Annotated in this window: 14 protein-coding genes; 8 read left to right on the top strand and 6 right to left on the bottom strand. The window is 65.8% G+C overall.

What is annotated here, in order from left to right:
• Positions 1-16: 16 nt before the first annotated feature.
• From HV742_RS05090 to HV742_RS05075, 4 genes are all read right to left on the bottom strand, one after another.
• Positions 17-925, bottom strand: a complete 909-nt coding sequence (locus HV742_RS05090; RefSeq protein WP_175144616.1) for a fatty acid desaturase — start codon at positions 923-925, stop codon at positions 17-19.
• A complete protein-coding gene (locus HV742_RS05085; protein ID WP_054419898.1) occupies positions 909-1,685 on the bottom strand; it encodes a sterol desaturase family protein in 777 nt (258 codons plus the stop codon). The genes HV742_RS05090 and HV742_RS05085 overlap by 17 nt, the downstream gene beginning before the upstream one ends.
• Positions 1,686-1,809: 124 nt before the next feature.
• Complete coding sequence (gene dapA, locus HV742_RS05080) at positions 1,810-2,703, bottom strand: 4-hydroxy-tetrahydrodipicolinate synthase (RefSeq protein WP_175144615.1); 894 nt, start codon at positions 2,701-2,703, stop codon at positions 1,810-1,812.
• Between the two features lie 308 nt (positions 2,704-3,011).
• Positions 3,012-3,497, bottom strand: coding sequence for a GAF domain-containing protein (locus HV742_RS05075; RefSeq protein ID WP_049077169.1), 486 nt, complete (start codon positions 3,495-3,497; stop codon positions 3,012-3,014).
• A gap of 167 nt (positions 3,498-3,664) precedes the next feature.
• Here HV742_RS05075 and HV742_RS05070 point away from each other — a divergent pair, with 167 nt between their 5' ends.
• From HV742_RS05070 to HV742_RS05050, 5 genes are all read left to right on the top strand, one after another.
• Positions 3,665-4,867 (top strand): aminotransferase-like domain-containing protein, encoded by a 1,203-nt coding sequence (locus tag HV742_RS05070; protein ID WP_175144614.1) that lies wholly within the window; start codon positions 3,665-3,667, stop codon positions 4,865-4,867.
• A 100-nt stretch (positions 4,868-4,967) separates the two neighbouring features.
• Positions 4,968-5,894 (top strand): 4-hydroxybenzoate octaprenyltransferase, encoded by a 927-nt coding sequence (ubiA, locus tag HV742_RS05065; RefSeq protein WP_049077174.1) that lies wholly within the window; start codon positions 4,968-4,970, stop codon positions 5,892-5,894.
• Between the two features lie 69 nt (positions 5,895-5,963).
• A complete protein-coding gene (locus HV742_RS05060; protein ID WP_175144613.1) occupies positions 5,964-6,374 on the top strand; it encodes a DUF1090 domain-containing protein in 411 nt (136 codons plus the stop codon).
• 396 nt (positions 6,375-6,770) lie between these two features.
• Complete coding sequence (locus tag HV742_RS05055) at positions 6,771-7,166, top strand: DUF4148 domain-containing protein (protein WP_080977534.1); 396 nt, start codon at positions 6,771-6,773, stop codon at positions 7,164-7,166.
• Between the two features lie 208 nt (positions 7,167-7,374).
• Positions 7,375-8,493 carry a saccharopine dehydrogenase family protein gene (locus HV742_RS05050; RefSeq protein WP_175144612.1) on the top strand — a complete coding sequence of 373 codons (1,119 nt, stop codon included), beginning with the start codon at positions 7,375-7,377 and terminating at the stop codon, positions 8,491-8,493.
• Between the two features lie 2 nt (positions 8,494-8,495).
• Here HV742_RS05050 and glcC read toward each other — a convergent pair whose 3' ends face one another.
• Positions 8,496-9,254, bottom strand: coding sequence for a transcriptional regulator GlcC (glcC, locus tag HV742_RS05045; RefSeq protein WP_049077184.1), 759 nt, complete (start codon positions 9,252-9,254; stop codon positions 8,496-8,498).
• Positions 9,255-9,490: 236 nt separating this feature from the next.
• Here glcC and HV742_RS05040 point away from each other — a divergent pair, with 236 nt between their 5' ends.
• From HV742_RS05040 to HV742_RS05030, 3 genes are all read left to right on the top strand, one after another.
• Complete coding sequence (locus tag HV742_RS05040; protein WP_175144611.1) at positions 9,491-11,665, top strand: malate synthase G; 2,175 nt, start codon at positions 9,491-9,493, stop codon at positions 11,663-11,665.
• A 124-nt stretch (positions 11,666-11,789) separates the two neighbouring features.
• Positions 11,790-12,407 (top strand): TetR/AcrR family transcriptional regulator, encoded by a 618-nt coding sequence (locus tag HV742_RS05035; RefSeq protein ID WP_049078203.1) that lies wholly within the window; start codon positions 11,790-11,792, stop codon positions 12,405-12,407.
• 309 nt (positions 12,408-12,716) lie between these two features.
• The gene (locus HV742_RS05030; protein WP_175144610.1) at positions 12,717-13,574 is read left to right on the top strand and encodes a cysteine hydrolase family protein; all 858 of its coding nucleotides are present in this window, start codon (positions 12,717-12,719) and stop codon (positions 13,572-13,574) included.
• 131 nt (positions 13,575-13,705) lie between these two features.
• Here the strand turns inward: HV742_RS05030 and HV742_RS05025 are convergent, their stop codons facing one another.
• A complete protein-coding gene (locus tag HV742_RS05025) occupies positions 13,706-14,296 on the bottom strand; it encodes a TetR/AcrR family transcriptional regulator (protein WP_049077196.1) in 591 nt (196 codons plus the stop codon).
• Positions 14,297-14,382 lie beyond the last annotated feature (86 nt).

Genomic DNA, 14,382 nt, shown 5'->3' with positions numbered 1-14,382 from the left:
GTATGGAGTGGCGGCGCTAGCGCACGTGCTCGGGTGCCATGCACGAGCGGCTGCGAAAGCGCGGCAGGAAGGTGCCCAGCACGAACACGCGGAACATGTAGGGCGTCAGGCCGCCCTCGTTCAGCGCGGGCGTCACGCGGGCCCGGTAGTGGTCGCGGTGCAACCGGGTCAGTTCGGACCAGTGCGCGCGCGGATTCTCGTGGTGCGCGGTGTGCAGGCCGATGTTGAACAGCAACGGATTGACCAGTCCTTCGAAGTTGCGGGCGTAGTTCAGGCCGGCGACGGCGCGCGGTCCGCCATCGGCGTGCGCATGTTGCAGGTAGTTGGTGGCCAGCAGCCAGTGCAGGCCGTGCAGTTGCGGGATGATGACGAACACCAGCGCCTTGACCGGATTGATCGCCAGCAGGCCGCCCCACAGCCCCAGCCAGGCGCCGTACTGGCACATGCAGTAGCGCCACGCGCCCGGCCAGTGCCGGCGCAGCCGTACCAGCCAGGCGAAAAACAGCGGATACAGCACCCACACGGCCTGCACCGGATGGATCAGGTAGCCCCACAGGTGATTGGTGTCGCCGCCGAAGCGGTAGGTGCGTGCCACGTCGCGCGCGCCATGCCTGTAGCGGTGGTGGTTGGCCACGTGCGCCGGATAGAACACGAAAGTGGGATGCCCCTGCAGCAGCGTGATCCAGAAATCGGTGGCGCGGTTGGCCCAGCGGCCATGCCACATGCGGATGTGCGTGTGGTTGTGGTGGATCACGCCGATGCCCAGCGTCAGGAACAGCATCAGCGCGTACAGCGGCCACCAGAAGCCATGCAGCCACTGCCACGCCGCCAGGGCGGGCAGCGCGGCCAGGTAGGCCAGGCTCTGCCAATCGCGCCGGTTGCGCAGCGCGGGCAGCCGGCGCGTCTTGCTAAGCCCGTCCGCCAAGCGATTCTCGCTGCCGGAAAGCTTCCAGCTGGGGCGCGGCCGCCTCGGCCTTCAGCCGGGTGCGGAACAGGCGGTCCATGAACGTGAACTGGAAACCAAAATTGCCGTTGTAGCAGGCGTGGTGCAGGTGATGCCGGCGGCTCGCCGCAAACCAGTGCGCATACGACACGTTGGGAAAGAAGTCGTAGTTGGCGTGGCCGATGCAGTTGAAGAACAGGCTGAACAGCGGCACCGACGCCAGCGACCAGAAGCTGAAATCATGCAGCACCATCGGCAGCATGATGACGTTGCCCAGCATCAGCGCCTCGATCGGATGGAAGCTGTAGGTCGAGAACGGCGTCGTCACCACCGAACGGTGGTGCGGCAGGTGGAAACGGCGCAGCAGCTTGGTGTGCAGCAGGCGGTGGTTGATCCAGAAATGCACGTCGTTCCAGGCCACCAGGGCCAGGATCTCCAGCGTGATTTTCTGCCAGCTGGCATCCGGATCCAGGTGCGCCCAGCCCAGCTGCAGCAGGCCCCACGGAAAGATCATGCCGGTGCCGAACAGCAGGATCGACACGCCCGACTGCGTGAATTCACGGCGCAACTGGCCCGGCGCCAGCGGCCGCGGATCGAGCGGCCGGCCGATGCCCAGCGCCGGCAGGATGTACTGGGTCAGCAGCCAGGTGGCCGCGCCGAACAGCAGGTAGATGCCGCCGAAGAACAGCAGGCCCGCCAGCATGACCTGCCAGGCGGACAACGCGACAAAAGCTTGGGCCATGAACGTTTTGTTTCACCCCGGAGAATGGCCGCATCATAAGCAATCCGTCAGCCGCGCGGTGAGACATTTATTACCAAATGAATCCGGACGCCACAAAGCTGCCGCTCCCAGGCCGAAGTTGCGCCTATTGGCAGGGAAACTGCCGGTTCAAGCCTGCTACCGCCGCATCCATGCGCCGAGCCAGGGCCGCGCTCGCGGCCGGCATCGGCTCGCGCAGCTCCGCGCTCAACAGCCCCTGGCGCCCCAGTTGCGCCTTGACCGGTCCCGGATTGGGTTCGGCGAACGCCAGTTGAATCACCGGCGCCAGCGCCTGGAACAGCCTGCGGGCCAGATCCAGCTGCTGCGCCCGCACCGCCTGGTACATGGCCACGAACAGGTCCGGACGGATGTGCGCCGCCGCCGCGATCAGGCCGCTGCCGCCCAGGCACAGCAGCGACAGCGATTGCAGGTCCTCGCCCGCCAGCACGTTCATGTTGCCGTCGGCGATCAGCGCCAGGGTCTTGTCGAGCGAACCGCCGCAGTCCTTGATCGCGGCGATGTTCGGATGCGCGGCCAGCGACAGCAATGTCGCGGTCTCCAGCGTTGTACCTGTGCGATAGGGAATGTCGTACAGCACCAGGGGAAAGCGCGAGGCATCGGCCAGGCTGCGGAAATAAGCGGCCGCGCCGTCCTGGCCCGGGCGCACGTAGTAAGGCGCCGGCGCCAGGATGCCGGCCAGCGGCCGGGTGCCGAACGCGGCCAGCCGCTGCAGCACGTGCCCCTGGTGATTGCCCGCCAGGCCCATCACCACCGGCATGGCGCCGGCCTCGTTCAGCACGGCGTCCAGCACCGCCAGCTGCTCGGCGTCATCGAGCGCCGCGGCTTCGCCCGTGCTGCCGCAGACGACCAGGCCGTCGACGCCCGCGGCCTTGAAATGGCGCACCAGCCGGCGCAAGGCCCCGCCATCGACGGCGCCGCCGGAAAACGGCGTCACCAGGGGGATCCAGACGCCTTGGAACGGGGATTGATGAGTTTGCATGAACACTCCTTCGGTGTAAGCGGACCGTGGTTGGGCCGTACAGAAGTGCTCGGGATACCAGGGGGTGCGCGCGAAGGCGCCGTGGCGCCGCCGTGAGGCCGCTGTTCCGTCGCCCATCTGACGGAACAGCATGCTCCGGTCAGATGAGCGGCTGTTTTTTGGATTTCAGGCCGGCGCAAACCGTCGCCACGCCGAGGGCGCGGAACAGGAAAGCGGACTGGATGGCCTGAGGAATCATGAATGGAATAAAGGGTTGAAACCGGCCGCGGGCGACCGATGCGCAAATCTACCGGGCCGCCGCCACGCTGTCAACGCAGGCTGGCCAGGAAGATCGCGCACAGCGCTTCCATGCCCTGGCGATCGTCTTCGTCGAAGCGGTCCGGCACCGGGCTGTCCACGTCCCACACGCCGATCAACTCGCCCTGGTGCACCAGCGGCACCACGATCTCGGAACGCGAGGCCGCGTCGCAGGCGATGTGGCCGGGGAACGCGTGCACGTCCGGCACCAGCTGCGTCTGGCGCTGGCTGGCGGCCGCGCCGCACACGCCGCGATTGAGCGGAATGCGCACGCAGGCCGGCTTGCCCTGGAACGGGCCCAGCACCAGCTCGGTGCCGTCGAACAGATAGAACCCGACCCAGTTCAGGTCGGGCAGCGCCTGGTAGGCCAGCGCGCTCAGGTTGGCGGCATTGGCGATGCGGTCGTGCTCGCCGTCCAGCAGGGCGCGGGCCTGCTTGGCCAGTTCGGCGTACAGCGCGGCCTTGGAGTCGGCGGTGATCGGGGCGGCTTCAAACATATATCTAAATGTAACTGTACAGGCGATTATCGATGCAAGTGATTTTAGGGGCTGCCCACGATAAAGGGGCCGCCTTGCCACGCTGTGGGACAATAGTTTACGCAGTAACGTCTTTACCGCGCCGTTGTCATCACCCCGTCACTCCCTTCTTGATTAAGAAGCAAACCATGGACAAGCCTCTCGAACCGACGTTCGCCTTTTCCGAACGCGCCCTGCAACTCACCAGCTCCGCGATCCGCGAGATCCTCAAGGTCACCGAGCGGCCCGAAGTCATTTCGTTCGCAGGCGGCCTGCCGGCGCCCGGCGGCTTCCCGGTGGAAGTGGTGCGTGCGGCATTCGACAAGGTACTGTCCACCAACGGCCGCGCGGCCTTGCAATACGGCCCCACCGAAGGCTACGCGCCGCTGCGCCAATGGGTCGCCGACGACCTGAACCGCGCCGGCGCCCACGTCGCCGCCGACCAGGTCCTGATCGTCTCGGGCTCGCAGCAGGCGCTGGACCTGCTGGGCAAGGTGCTGGTCGACAAGGACAGCAAGGTGCTGGTCGAAGACCCCAGCTACCTGGGCGCCCTGCAGTCGTTCAGCCTGTACCAGCCCAAGTACGTGCCGGTGCCCACCGATGACGGCGGCCTGATTCCCGAGGCCATCACCCCCGAGCTGGCCGCCGGCGCCCGCTTCCTGTACGCGCTGCCCAACTTCCAGAACCCCACCGGCCGCACCCTCAGCCTGGAACGCCGCATCGCGCTGGTCAAGCGCGCCGCCGAGCTCGGCCTGACCATCATCGAGGACGATCCCTACGGTGAACTGCGCTACGCCGGCGAACCGCAGCCGGGCCTGATCGCCCTGGCCGCCGAATACGGCGCCAACGTCGTGCGCCTGGGCACGTTCTCCAAGGTGCTGGCCCCCGGCCTGCGCCTGGGCTACATCGCCGCCGCCCGTCCGCTGATCAACAAGCTGGTGCAGGCCAAGCAGGCCACCGACCTGCACACGCCCACGCTGACCCAGATGGCCGTGTACGAAATCGTCAAGGACGGCTTCCTCGAAGAGCACCTGCCCAACGTGCGCGAGATCTACCGCGCCCAGGGCAGCTGCATGTTGGACGCCATCGCGCGCGAATTTCCCGCCACCGTCAGCTGGACCAAGCCCGAAGGCGGCATGTTCATCTGGGTGACGCTGCCCGAGCACATCGACAGCACCAAGCTGCTGGAAAAGGCCATCGCCCAGAACGTCGCGTTCGTGCCGGGCGCGCCGTTCTACAGCGGCGCCGGCCGCGCCAACACGCTGCGCCTGAGCTTCGCCACGGTGCCGGAAGACAAGATCCGCACCGGCATCGCCATCCTGGGCAAGCTGCTCAAGGAATACACGGCCTGAAAACCGGGTCCTGACCAGGCTTGACGGTCGCACGGCCGGGCGCATTGCCCGGCCGTTGTTTTATGCTGTCGGCTTTCCTCCCTTTTCTTTCGCCGTGACAGTGAGCGCTCCGCAATCCTCTCCCGTCGACCTCAGCGACATTGTTTTCACCGACTGGGTCGAACGTTGGCTGCCCAAATCGTGGCGGCCCTACGCCCGCCTGTGCCGGCTCGATCGCCCCATCGGCACCTGGCTGACACTGCTGCCCTGTATCGCCGCGCTGGTCCAGGCTGCCGGCGGCCTGCCCGACCTGCAACGCCTGGTGGTGTTCTCGCTGGGCGCGCTACTGATGCGCGGCATCGGCTGCACCGTCAACGACATGTGCGATCGCAACTTTGACAAGCACGTCGAACGCACGCGCTTCCGTCCGCTGACCAGCGGGCAGCTCAGCATGCGTAATGCGGTCTGGTTTTTGCTGGGCCAATTGGTGGTCTGTGGGTCGCTTTTGTTCTTCCTGAATGGCATGAGTCGCTGGCTCGCCGTGGCCGTTCTGCCGTTCGTTTTCATCTATCCGCTGTGCAAGCGCGTGACCTACTGGCCGCAGGTGGTGCTGGGCATCTGCTTCAACTGGGGCATGCTGATGGCGTGGTCGGATACGCAGAACCATGTGCCCCTGGCGGCCATCGCGATGTGGTTCGGCGCGGTGCTGTGGCAGGTGGGTTACGACAGCATCTATGCCTACGTCGATGTGCGCGATGACCGCAGCCTGGGCCTGCATTCCACGGCCATGCGCTTCGGCGACCAGGGCAAGTTATGGATTGGCGGCTTCTATCTTGGCACCGTGATTTTGTGGGCCTGGGGCGGCTTTGCCATCGGCATGTCGTGGGCCTATTACGTCGGCATGGCGGCGATCGCCGTGCACCTGGCGTGGCAGTTGAAAGTGTTCGATATCCAGCGTCCGGATCGCAACTTCATGCTGTTCCGCGCCAACCTCTGGCTGGGTGCGATCCTGGTCGCGGCGGCGCTCGCGGGCACCCTGATCGGCTGATCCGGCGCATTGCGGACGCGCCATGCTTGGGAGATGATGGCCGCTCCGACATGCTTTACGGAGTCACCGATGTCCGCTCTGACCAAAACCCTGCTGGCCTTTGCTTCGGCCAGCGCCCTGCTCGGCGCCCTGCCGGCTCACGCCCAGGCCACCACCGATTGCTCGGCGCAACGGGGCTGCGCCGCCAAGTTCTGCCGTCTCGAGAACGAAATCACCTACGCGCGCGCCCACGGCAACACGCACCGGGTGGCCGGCTTGCAGAGGGCGCTGGCCGAGGCCAAGGCGTACTGCACTGACAGCCGCCTGCAATCGCAACGCGAGGCCGATGTGCGCGACAAGCAGAACAAGGTGTCCGAGCGCGAAGACGAACTCAAGGCCGCCCGCGCCAAGGGCAAGCAGGAAAAGATCGACAAGGCCCAACGCAAGCTGGATGAGGCCCGTGCCGAATACGACGCCGCGCTGGCCGACCTGAACCGCTGATCCCTCCCCCTTGATCCGCCCCCGGGGCATCGTCCCGGGGTGGCGCGCGCTGCCCCTCGCTTGCGCTGCGGAATCTCCCCCGTCCTCGCCTCTGTTCCCGGCACGCCTGGCTCTGCCGCGTGCGCCCCATCGCGGGTCCGGCCCTCGCCCCTCCCCGCCCGATCTCTCCTGCGACCACTACCTATTGCGTCATCAAATGGAAATATCGCCACCTATGGTGCCATTTGGTAAGTTCCATCGTGATTAGTATTCATTTTGGAAAGATGTTTTCAGGGAATAAGGGTTTATCCCAAGGTTATTTGGGCCGAGAATGCAACTCATCGGGACACAGCAAGCGACCCCCGGCAATCAGGCCAGAGGATCGGATCCCAAGCTCAAGACATATGGAGGTCTGCTATGAAAACCCTTGCTACCGCTTTGATGCTGTCCATGTCCGTTCTGGCCGCCGCTGGCGCCCAAGCCGCTGAAGCCGACCAAGGCCCGACGCGCGCCCAGGTCCAGGCCGAACTGCAACAAGCCAAGGTTTCCGGCCAGTACACCTTCGGCGAAGAAGGCTACCCCGCCGCCATCGCCCAGAAGTCCAGCCTGACCTCGCAGCAAGTGCAAGAACAGCTTGCCCAGGCCAAGAACGCCGGTGAAGTCACCTTCGGCAACATGGACTACCCGCCCGTCGCCCACGCCGCCAGCACCACGTCGCTGAGCCGCAGCCAGGTCCAGACCGAACTGGCCCAAGCCAAGGCGGAAGGCCTGGTCACCTTCGGCAACATGGACTACCCCCCCATGGGCAGCTGATTGCATGGCCTGGCTTCCAGGCCCTGGCACTCGCCCCCCAAAAGCCCTCCGGCCTCACCCGGAGGGCTTTTCTTTTTGACGTTTCGGCATTCAATTAAGTCATAACGACGTTAGATATAACCGTTACGACGCTTTGGTATCTACAAATCGACAGCGCCCACGCATAGGATGAGGCCAACCCATCCCCCCTCTATGCAGGAGCCGCACCATGTCCCCCTCCCCCAAGCCCGTCCTCCTCCTGGGCGCCGGAAAAATCGGTTTCGCCATTGCCTTGATGCTTGAGCGCAGCGGCGACTATTCGGTCCTGGTCGCCGACCAGGACCCGGCGCGCCTAAGTGTTGTCGCGGAACTGGGCTGCGACACGCGCCAGATCAGTGACGATGCGTCACTGGCCCGCTGCATCGAGGGCCGCTATGCGGTCGTCAACGCCTTGCCGTTTCATCGCGCCATCGCCGTCGCGCAACTGTGCGCGCAGGCCGGTGTGCACTATTTCGACCTGACCGAGGATGTCGCCAGCACGCACGCCATCCAGGCGCTGGCCGGCGATGCCCGCGCCGTCTTGATGCCGCAATGCGGCCTGGCGCCGGGTTTCATCGGCATCGTCGGCAACGCGCTGGCGCGACGCTTTGACACCTTGCTGGACCTGCGCATGCGCGTGGGCGCATTGCCGCGCTACCCCTCCAACAGCCTGCGCTACAACCTGACCTGGAGCACGGAAGGGTTGATCAACGAATACTGCAATCCGTGCGAGGCCATCGTTGACGGCCGGTTGACCAGCGTGCCGGCGCTCGAAGGCTACGAGACCTTCGCGCTGGATGGGGTCGAGTACGAGGCCTTCAACACCTCGGGCGGCCTGGGCACGCTGCCCGCGACCCTGCTGGGCCGCGCCCGCAATGTCGACTACAAGTCGGTACGCTATCCGGGCCACTGCAACCTCATGAAGCTGCTGCTCAATGACCTGCGCCTGCGTGACCGCCGCGATCTGCTCAAGGACATCTTCGAAACCGCCATTCCCACCACCGAGCAGGACGTGATCGTCATCCAGGCGCAGGCATCGGGCCATCGCCACGGCCGGCTGGAAGAAGAGTCGTATCCCATCCGCGTGTTCGGCGCCGATGTCGACGGCCATCGCCTCAGCGCGATCCAGTTGTCGACGGCGGCCGGCATCTGCGCGGCGCTGGATCTGGTGGCACAGGGCGTGTTGCCGCAGCGCGGTTTCGTGGGCCAGGAACAGATCGCGCTGGAAGCCCTGCTGGGCAACCGCTTCGGCCGCGTCTACGCCGGCAAGCCGCTGGCGCTGGCCAACGCCATGACCGAAGACCGCTAACGCTAAGTCCAGCCCTCCAGGCGCAGCGTCGCCCGCACCAGGCGCTGCTCTTCCTGCTCGATCTCGGCCAGGTTCTGCCGCACGCTGTCGACATGGTCGGCCGCGGCGCGGCGCGCCTGCTCCGGCTGGCGGCCAATAACGGCGTTGAACAGCCGCGCATGCTGCTTGTCGATCTGGCGCTTCTCGGGTTCGCGGTGGTACAGATTGTTGACACAGGCGAACACGGAACCAAGCATCAGGTCATTGAGCGACTGCAGCGTGTGCACCAGCACCGGGTTGTGCGAAGCCTCGCAGATGGCCAGGTGGAAGGCATGATCCAGGTGCGCGTGCGTGGCGGTGTCGGCGGCCTGGGCGTTCACCATCTCGTCGTAACGACGGCGGATCATGATGAAGTCGGCCTCGGTGCCGCGCAAGGCCGCCAGCCGCGCCGAATCCGCTTCCAGCAGCGAGCGCACTTCCAGCAGGTCGTACAGCGTGCGCGGCTGCGAATTGAACAGGTGCATCAGCGGACCGGCATCCACCTTCGAGATACGGGCCACGAACGAGCCCTTGCCTTGCGAGGTGTGGATGATTTCCCGGGCGCGCAGCAGCTTCAGGCCTTCGCGCAACGCGGTACGCGACACGCCCAGCTTCTCGGTCAGCCGCCGTTCCGACGGCAGCGCCTGGCCGGCCTTCAGGACACCGTCCAGGATCAGGCGTTCGATGCGCTCCGCTACTTCATCCGCCACCTGGCGGGGTTTTGCTTCAGTTTCCGCGTGCATGGGCTCTCCGCGCCAGTGGTATGACCAAGCACGCATACCAAGCAGCCTGCCAGATTCCACCTTCGTAAGTAGCTGATATAAAACCATAAAAAAACGATGTTTGCCCAGCAGTCCGCGAACAAACTGGTATGACCAGCGGGTTTTGATATGGACTTTGCGGCGCACGCGAACGATGATGTACGGACAGATTCGCCCGGCGCGCGCGCCGCCCAGACCTCCAATCGTCAGAGACCCGCATGACTCAACGCATCCAGCACCACGGCCTGCAAGTGGCGGCCAATCTCAGCCAGTTCATCGAACAAGAGGCGCTGCCCGGCTCCGGCCTGGACGCCGACGCGTTCTGGAAAGGGTTCGCGGCCCTGGTACACGACCTGGCGCCCAAGAACCGCGCCCTGCTGGCCGAACGCGATCGCCTGCAGGCTGAGCTCGACCGCTGGCATCGCGCCCACCCCGGCCCCATCGCCGACCCGGCCGCCTATCGCCAGTTCCTGGAAAGCATCGGCTACCTGCTGCCGCAGCCGGCCAGCGTGCGCGCCACCACCGACAACGTCGACACCGAAATCTCGCACCAGGCCGGGCCGCAACTGGTGGTGCCGGTGTCCAACTCCCGCTACGCCCTGAATGCCGCCAACGCGCGCTGGGGCAGCCTGTACGACGCGCTGTACGGCACCGACGCGATTCCCGCCACGCCCGGCGACAACGGCGCCGGCTACAACCCGGAACGCGGCCGCGCCGTCATCGCCCGCGCCCGCGCCTTCCTGGATGGCGCGGCGCCGCTGGCACAGGGGTCGCACGCCGACGCCCACGGCTACTCGGTCGAGAACGGACAGCTCAAGGTGGCGCTTGCCAACGGCGCCACCACGCTCAAGACGCCGGCCCAGTTCCTTGGCTACCAGGGCGACGCCGCGGCACCCAGCGCCATCCTGCTCAAGAACAATGGCCTGCATTTCGAGATCCAGGTCGATCGCGCCCACGCCATTGGCGCCACGGATGCCGCCGGGGTCAAGGACGTGTTGATTGAGGCCGCGCTGACCACCATCATGGATTGCGAGGACTCGGTTGCCGCGGTCGACGCGGACGACAAGGTTCACATCTACCGCAACTGGCTCGGCCTGATGAAGGGCGACCTCACCGAGGACGTCACCAAGGGCGGCAAGACCTTCACCCGCAAGCTCAATCCCGACCGCCAGTACACGCGTCCGGACGGCTCGGCGCTGACGCTGCATGGCCGCTCGCTGATGTTCGTGCGCAACGTTGGCCACCTCATGACCAACCCGGCCGTGCTCGACCGCGACGGCCAGGAGATCCCGGAAGGCATCCTCGACGCCGTCGTCACCAGCCTGGCGGCGCTGCACGACCGTGAGCGCAAGCTCAATTCGCGCACCGGCTCTGTCTACATCGTCAAGCCCAAGATGCACGGCCCCGCCGAAGCCGCCTTCGCCAGCGAGCTGTTCGACCGCGTTGAAGATCTCCTGGCGCTGCCGCGCCACACCCTGAAAATGGGCATCATGGACGAGGAGCGCCGCACCAGCATCAACCTCAAGGCCTGCATCGCGGCCGCGGCGGCGCGCGTGGCGTTCATCAACACGGGCTTTCTCGATCGCACCGGCGACGAAATGCACTCCAGCATGGAGGCCGGTCCGATGCTGCGCAAGGGCGACATGAAGTCCACCGCCTGGATCACCGCCTACGAGCGCAACAACGTGCTGGTCGGCCTGGACGCAGGCCTGCGCGGCCGCGCCCAGATCGGCAAGGGCATGTGGGCCATGCCCGACCTGATGGCCGCCATGCTCGAGCAGAAAATCGCGCACCCCAAGGCCGGCGCCAATACGGCCTGGGTGCCCTCGCCCACCGCCGCGACGCTGCACGCGCTGCACTACCACCAGGTGGACGTGCAGGCGGTCCAGCAGGAACTCGAACGCACCAAGCTCGACAGCGTGCGCGACGAACTGCTGGCCGGCCTGCTGACGGTGCCGGTGGGCGACCGTTCCAAGTGGTCCGCCGCCGATATCCAGCAGGAGCTGGACAACAACGTGCAGGGCATCCTGGGCTACGTGGTCCGCTGGATCGACCAGGGCGTGGGCTGCTCCAAGGTGCCGGACATCCATAACGTCGGCCTCATGGAAGACCGCGCCACGCTGCGCATTTCCAGCCAGCACATCGCCAACTGGCTGCGCCACGGCGTGACCAACAACGACCAGGTCATGGAGACCTTCAAGCGCATGGCCAAGGTAGTCGACGGCCAGAACGCCGGCGATCCCCACTACCTGCCGATGGCCGGCAACTTCGACCGTTCGCTGGCGTTCAAGGCCGCCTGCGCCCTGGTGTTCGAAGGCCTGACCCAGCCCAATGGCTACACCGAACCGCTGCTGCACAAGTTCCGCCTGGAATTCAAGGCCGCCCAGGCCTGATTGCCAGAGGCCGCCGGCTACGGCGGCACGCCTCACATTCCGGACAGCCCAGGCTGTCCGTTTTTTTTGCCGGCTTCAGGAATGGCCAAACCTTTTTTCGCACAGTCGTGCTAAATTGCAGCGCATGACTGCCAAGACTGAAAAAAGCGAACTGACGTTCGCGGCCATCGTGGACGCGGCGCTGGACATGGCCGCCGCCCAGGGCCTCGAAAGCCTGTCGCTCGGCCAGGTGGCCAAGCGACTGGACATCAGCAAGAGCGGCGTATTTTCGCGCGTAGGGTCGCGCGAAGCCTTGCAGCAGGCCGTGCTGGACGAATACGAACGCCGTTTCGTGGCCGCCGTCTTCACCCCCGCCATGTCGCAGCCACGGGGGTTGCCGCGCCTGAATGCGCTGATGAGCCTGTGGATCGAACGCGCCTGCAACGTCGAACTGCTGACCGGCTGCATCTATATCGCCGGCGCGTTCGAATTCGACGACGTCGAATCCCCCTTGCGCGAAATCCTGGAAAACAACCTGCGGCGCTGGCGCGGGGTCATGGTGCGCACGGTGCGGCAGGCGCTCGACGAAGGCCACTTGCGGCCGGACACCGATCCCGAGCAACTGGTGTTCGAGGTCTACAGTCTCATGATCGGGCTGATGCATGACGCCCGCTTCCTGCGCGACCCCAAGGCCCGCGAGCGGGTCCGCGCCGCTTATGAACGCCTGATTTCCACGTATCGCAGTTTCAAGTACATCGAGTAGTCGTTACCCCGGAAGCCGGCGCCAGCCGGCATGGTTTTCAATCAATTTCGCACGATCGTGCGATTTATGCGACATGGAGCGGATCATGGTTTTCTATCTCAGCGCGGCGGCAGTAGCGGTGGCGGGCATGGCGCGAGCGTGGCTCTCATGGCGTGCGCTGCTACGCCAGTTGCCCGATCTGCCCCGCCACTTGGTACTGTTCTGAGACACGTTGGCCTCGGGGGCCGGCCAGGGCCGCAGACGCGCGGACGCTCGCGCGCAGCGCGCCTCCCGGTCTATATTGCATACTCACTCCCCGCCTGTGCCTCCATGTCGCGTTCCGCTCATCTCCTGATCATCGATCCGCAGAATGATTTCTGTGACCTGCCCGCCAGCCATCTGCCTGTCGATCCCCTGAGCGGCCAGGCCATGGCCCCCGCGCTGCCGGTCCCCGGCGCGCATGCCGATATGCAGCGGCTGGCGCGCTTCATCGACGCCACCGCGCCCGCCTTGTCGGCCATTACCGTCACGCTGGATTCACACCACCGGCTGGATATCGCCCATCCCACCTTCTGGCGCACCGGCGACGGTCGCGCGGTCGCCCCTTTCACCCCCATCACCGCCAGCCAGGTACGCTCGGGCGCCTTCCAGCCGCGCCACGCCGACGACCTGCCGCGCACGTTGACCTACCTGGAGGAGCTGGAGGCGCGCGGCCGCTACACCCTGATGGTATGGCCGGTGCATTGCGAGATCGGCAGCTGGGGCCACAACGTCCATGCGGATGTGCGCGCGGCCTACGCCCGTTGGGAAGACGAACGCCAGTTCATCGTGCGCAAGGTGCCCAAGGGCGCCAACCCGTGGACGGAGCACTACAGCGCACTGATGGCTGAAGTGCCCGACGCCGATGACCCGCGCAGCCAGCTCAACCGCCGGCTGCTCGATTCGCTCGACCGCGCCGATCTCATCATCGTTGCCGGCGAGGCTGGCAGCCATTGCGTCAAGGCCACCGTCGAGCACATTGCCGAATACCTGCCGGGAGGCAATCTGTCACGCGTGGTCCTGCTGACGGACTGCATCAGCCCGGTCACGGGTTTTGTCGAGGCCCAGGCGGGTTTCCTGCAACGCATGCGCGACCTGGGCATGCAGGCACGCAGCAGCACGGACATGGCGCGCGCACTGACGGCCTGACGCTACGGGCGGCCGGACTTCCCGACGTCCGCGACTGGCGGCGCACAACACGACAGCGTCGGCGCGGATCCGTAAACACAACGGCCGCAAGCTTGCGCGTTGCGGCCGTGGCGGAGGAAAGACGGAAAGCCTCAGGCGGCGGGCTTGTCCTGGCATTGGACGTAGAGGGCGCTGATCGCCTCGCACAAGGCCGGCGGCGCCTGGAACAGGCGCGACACCAGCATGCAGCCCTGCACCGTGGCGAACACCGCCCGGCCGGCCGCTTCGGCGGAGCCCGAGAACTTCAGCGTGCCTTCCTCAGCGCCTTGCGCCAGCACGCGAGCCAGCCAGGCTTCGTGCGCCCGGAAAAATCCCTGCAAGGCGCCGCGCACGCGGTCGGGCAGGCTCATCATTTCGGCGGCCAGCATGCCACCCAGGCACAACTCACCGTGGCCACAGGCCTTGGACTCCATCATCGACAGATACGCGTCGAGCTGGGCATGTGCCGGCTGCGCGGTGTCGATGCTGCGCACGGACGCCAGGGCGCGGGCGCTGTAGGCCTCGACGGCCTCGTACAACAGGTCGTCCTTGCCGGGAAAGTAGTAATGGATGCTGGACGTCTTCACGCCCACATGCTCGGCCAGATCTCGATAGCTGAAGCCGTTGCAGCCGCGGGTACGGATCAGCTTCTCGGCGTGGGCCAGCAGCTGGTCGCGGGTGGTGTTGGGGGTCGGAGTGTCCATGGCTGAATATTACCTACTAATAGGTCGGTACGTCATCGGCGGTATTCCCTATGCGGGGCTCCGATGCAACCGTGCGAACCCCGGCC

Origin of the sequence: Achromobacter ruhlandii, from assembly GCF_902859695.1 — a bacterium.
GTDB classification, from domain to species: domain Bacteria; phylum Pseudomonadota; class Gammaproteobacteria; order Burkholderiales; family Burkholderiaceae_B; genus Achromobacter; species Achromobacter ruhlandii.
The sequence above is the reverse complement of the archived record's forward strand: the minus strand, read 5'-3'. Positions and strand labels throughout refer to the sequence as shown.

Coding starts and splice junctions, on each gene's coding strand:
- HV742_RS05085 (WP_054419898.1), bottom strand. CDS start 1,685: ATGGCCCAAGCTTTTGTCGCGTTGTCCGCCTGGCAGGTCATGCTGGCG.
- dapA (WP_175144615.1), bottom strand. CDS start 2,703: ATGCAAACTCATCAATCCCCGTTCCAAGGCGTCTGGATCCCCCTGGTG.
- HV742_RS05075 (WP_049077169.1), bottom strand. CDS start 3,497: ATGTTTGAAGCCGCCCCGATCACCGCCGACTCCAAGGCCGCGCTGTAC.
- HV742_RS05070 (WP_175144614.1), top strand. CDS start 3,665: ATGGACAAGCCTCTCGAACCGACGTTCGCCTTTTCCGAACGCGCCCTG.
- HV742_RS05060 (WP_175144613.1), top strand. CDS start 5,964: ATGTCCGCTCTGACCAAAACCCTGCTGGCCTTTGCTTCGGCCAGCGCC.
- HV742_RS05055 (WP_080977534.1), top strand. CDS start 6,771: ATGAAAACCCTTGCTACCGCTTTGATGCTGTCCATGTCCGTTCTGGCC.
- HV742_RS05050 (WP_175144612.1), top strand. CDS start 7,375: ATGTCCCCCTCCCCCAAGCCCGTCCTCCTCCTGGGCGCCGGAAAAATC.
- glcC (WP_049077184.1), bottom strand. CDS start 9,254: ATGCACGCGGAAACTGAAGCAAAACCCCGCCAGGTGGCGGATGAAGTA.
- HV742_RS05040 (WP_175144611.1), top strand. CDS start 9,491: ATGACTCAACGCATCCAGCACCACGGCCTGCAAGTGGCGGCCAATCTC.
- HV742_RS05035 (WP_049078203.1), top strand. CDS start 11,790: ATGACTGCCAAGACTGAAAAAAGCGAACTGACGTTCGCGGCCATCGTG.
- HV742_RS05030 (WP_175144610.1), top strand. CDS start 12,717: ATGTCGCGTTCCGCTCATCTCCTGATCATCGATCCGCAGAATGATTTC.
- HV742_RS05025 (WP_049077196.1), bottom strand. CDS start 14,296: ATGGACACTCCGACCCCCAACACCACCCGCGACCAGCTGCTGGCCCAC.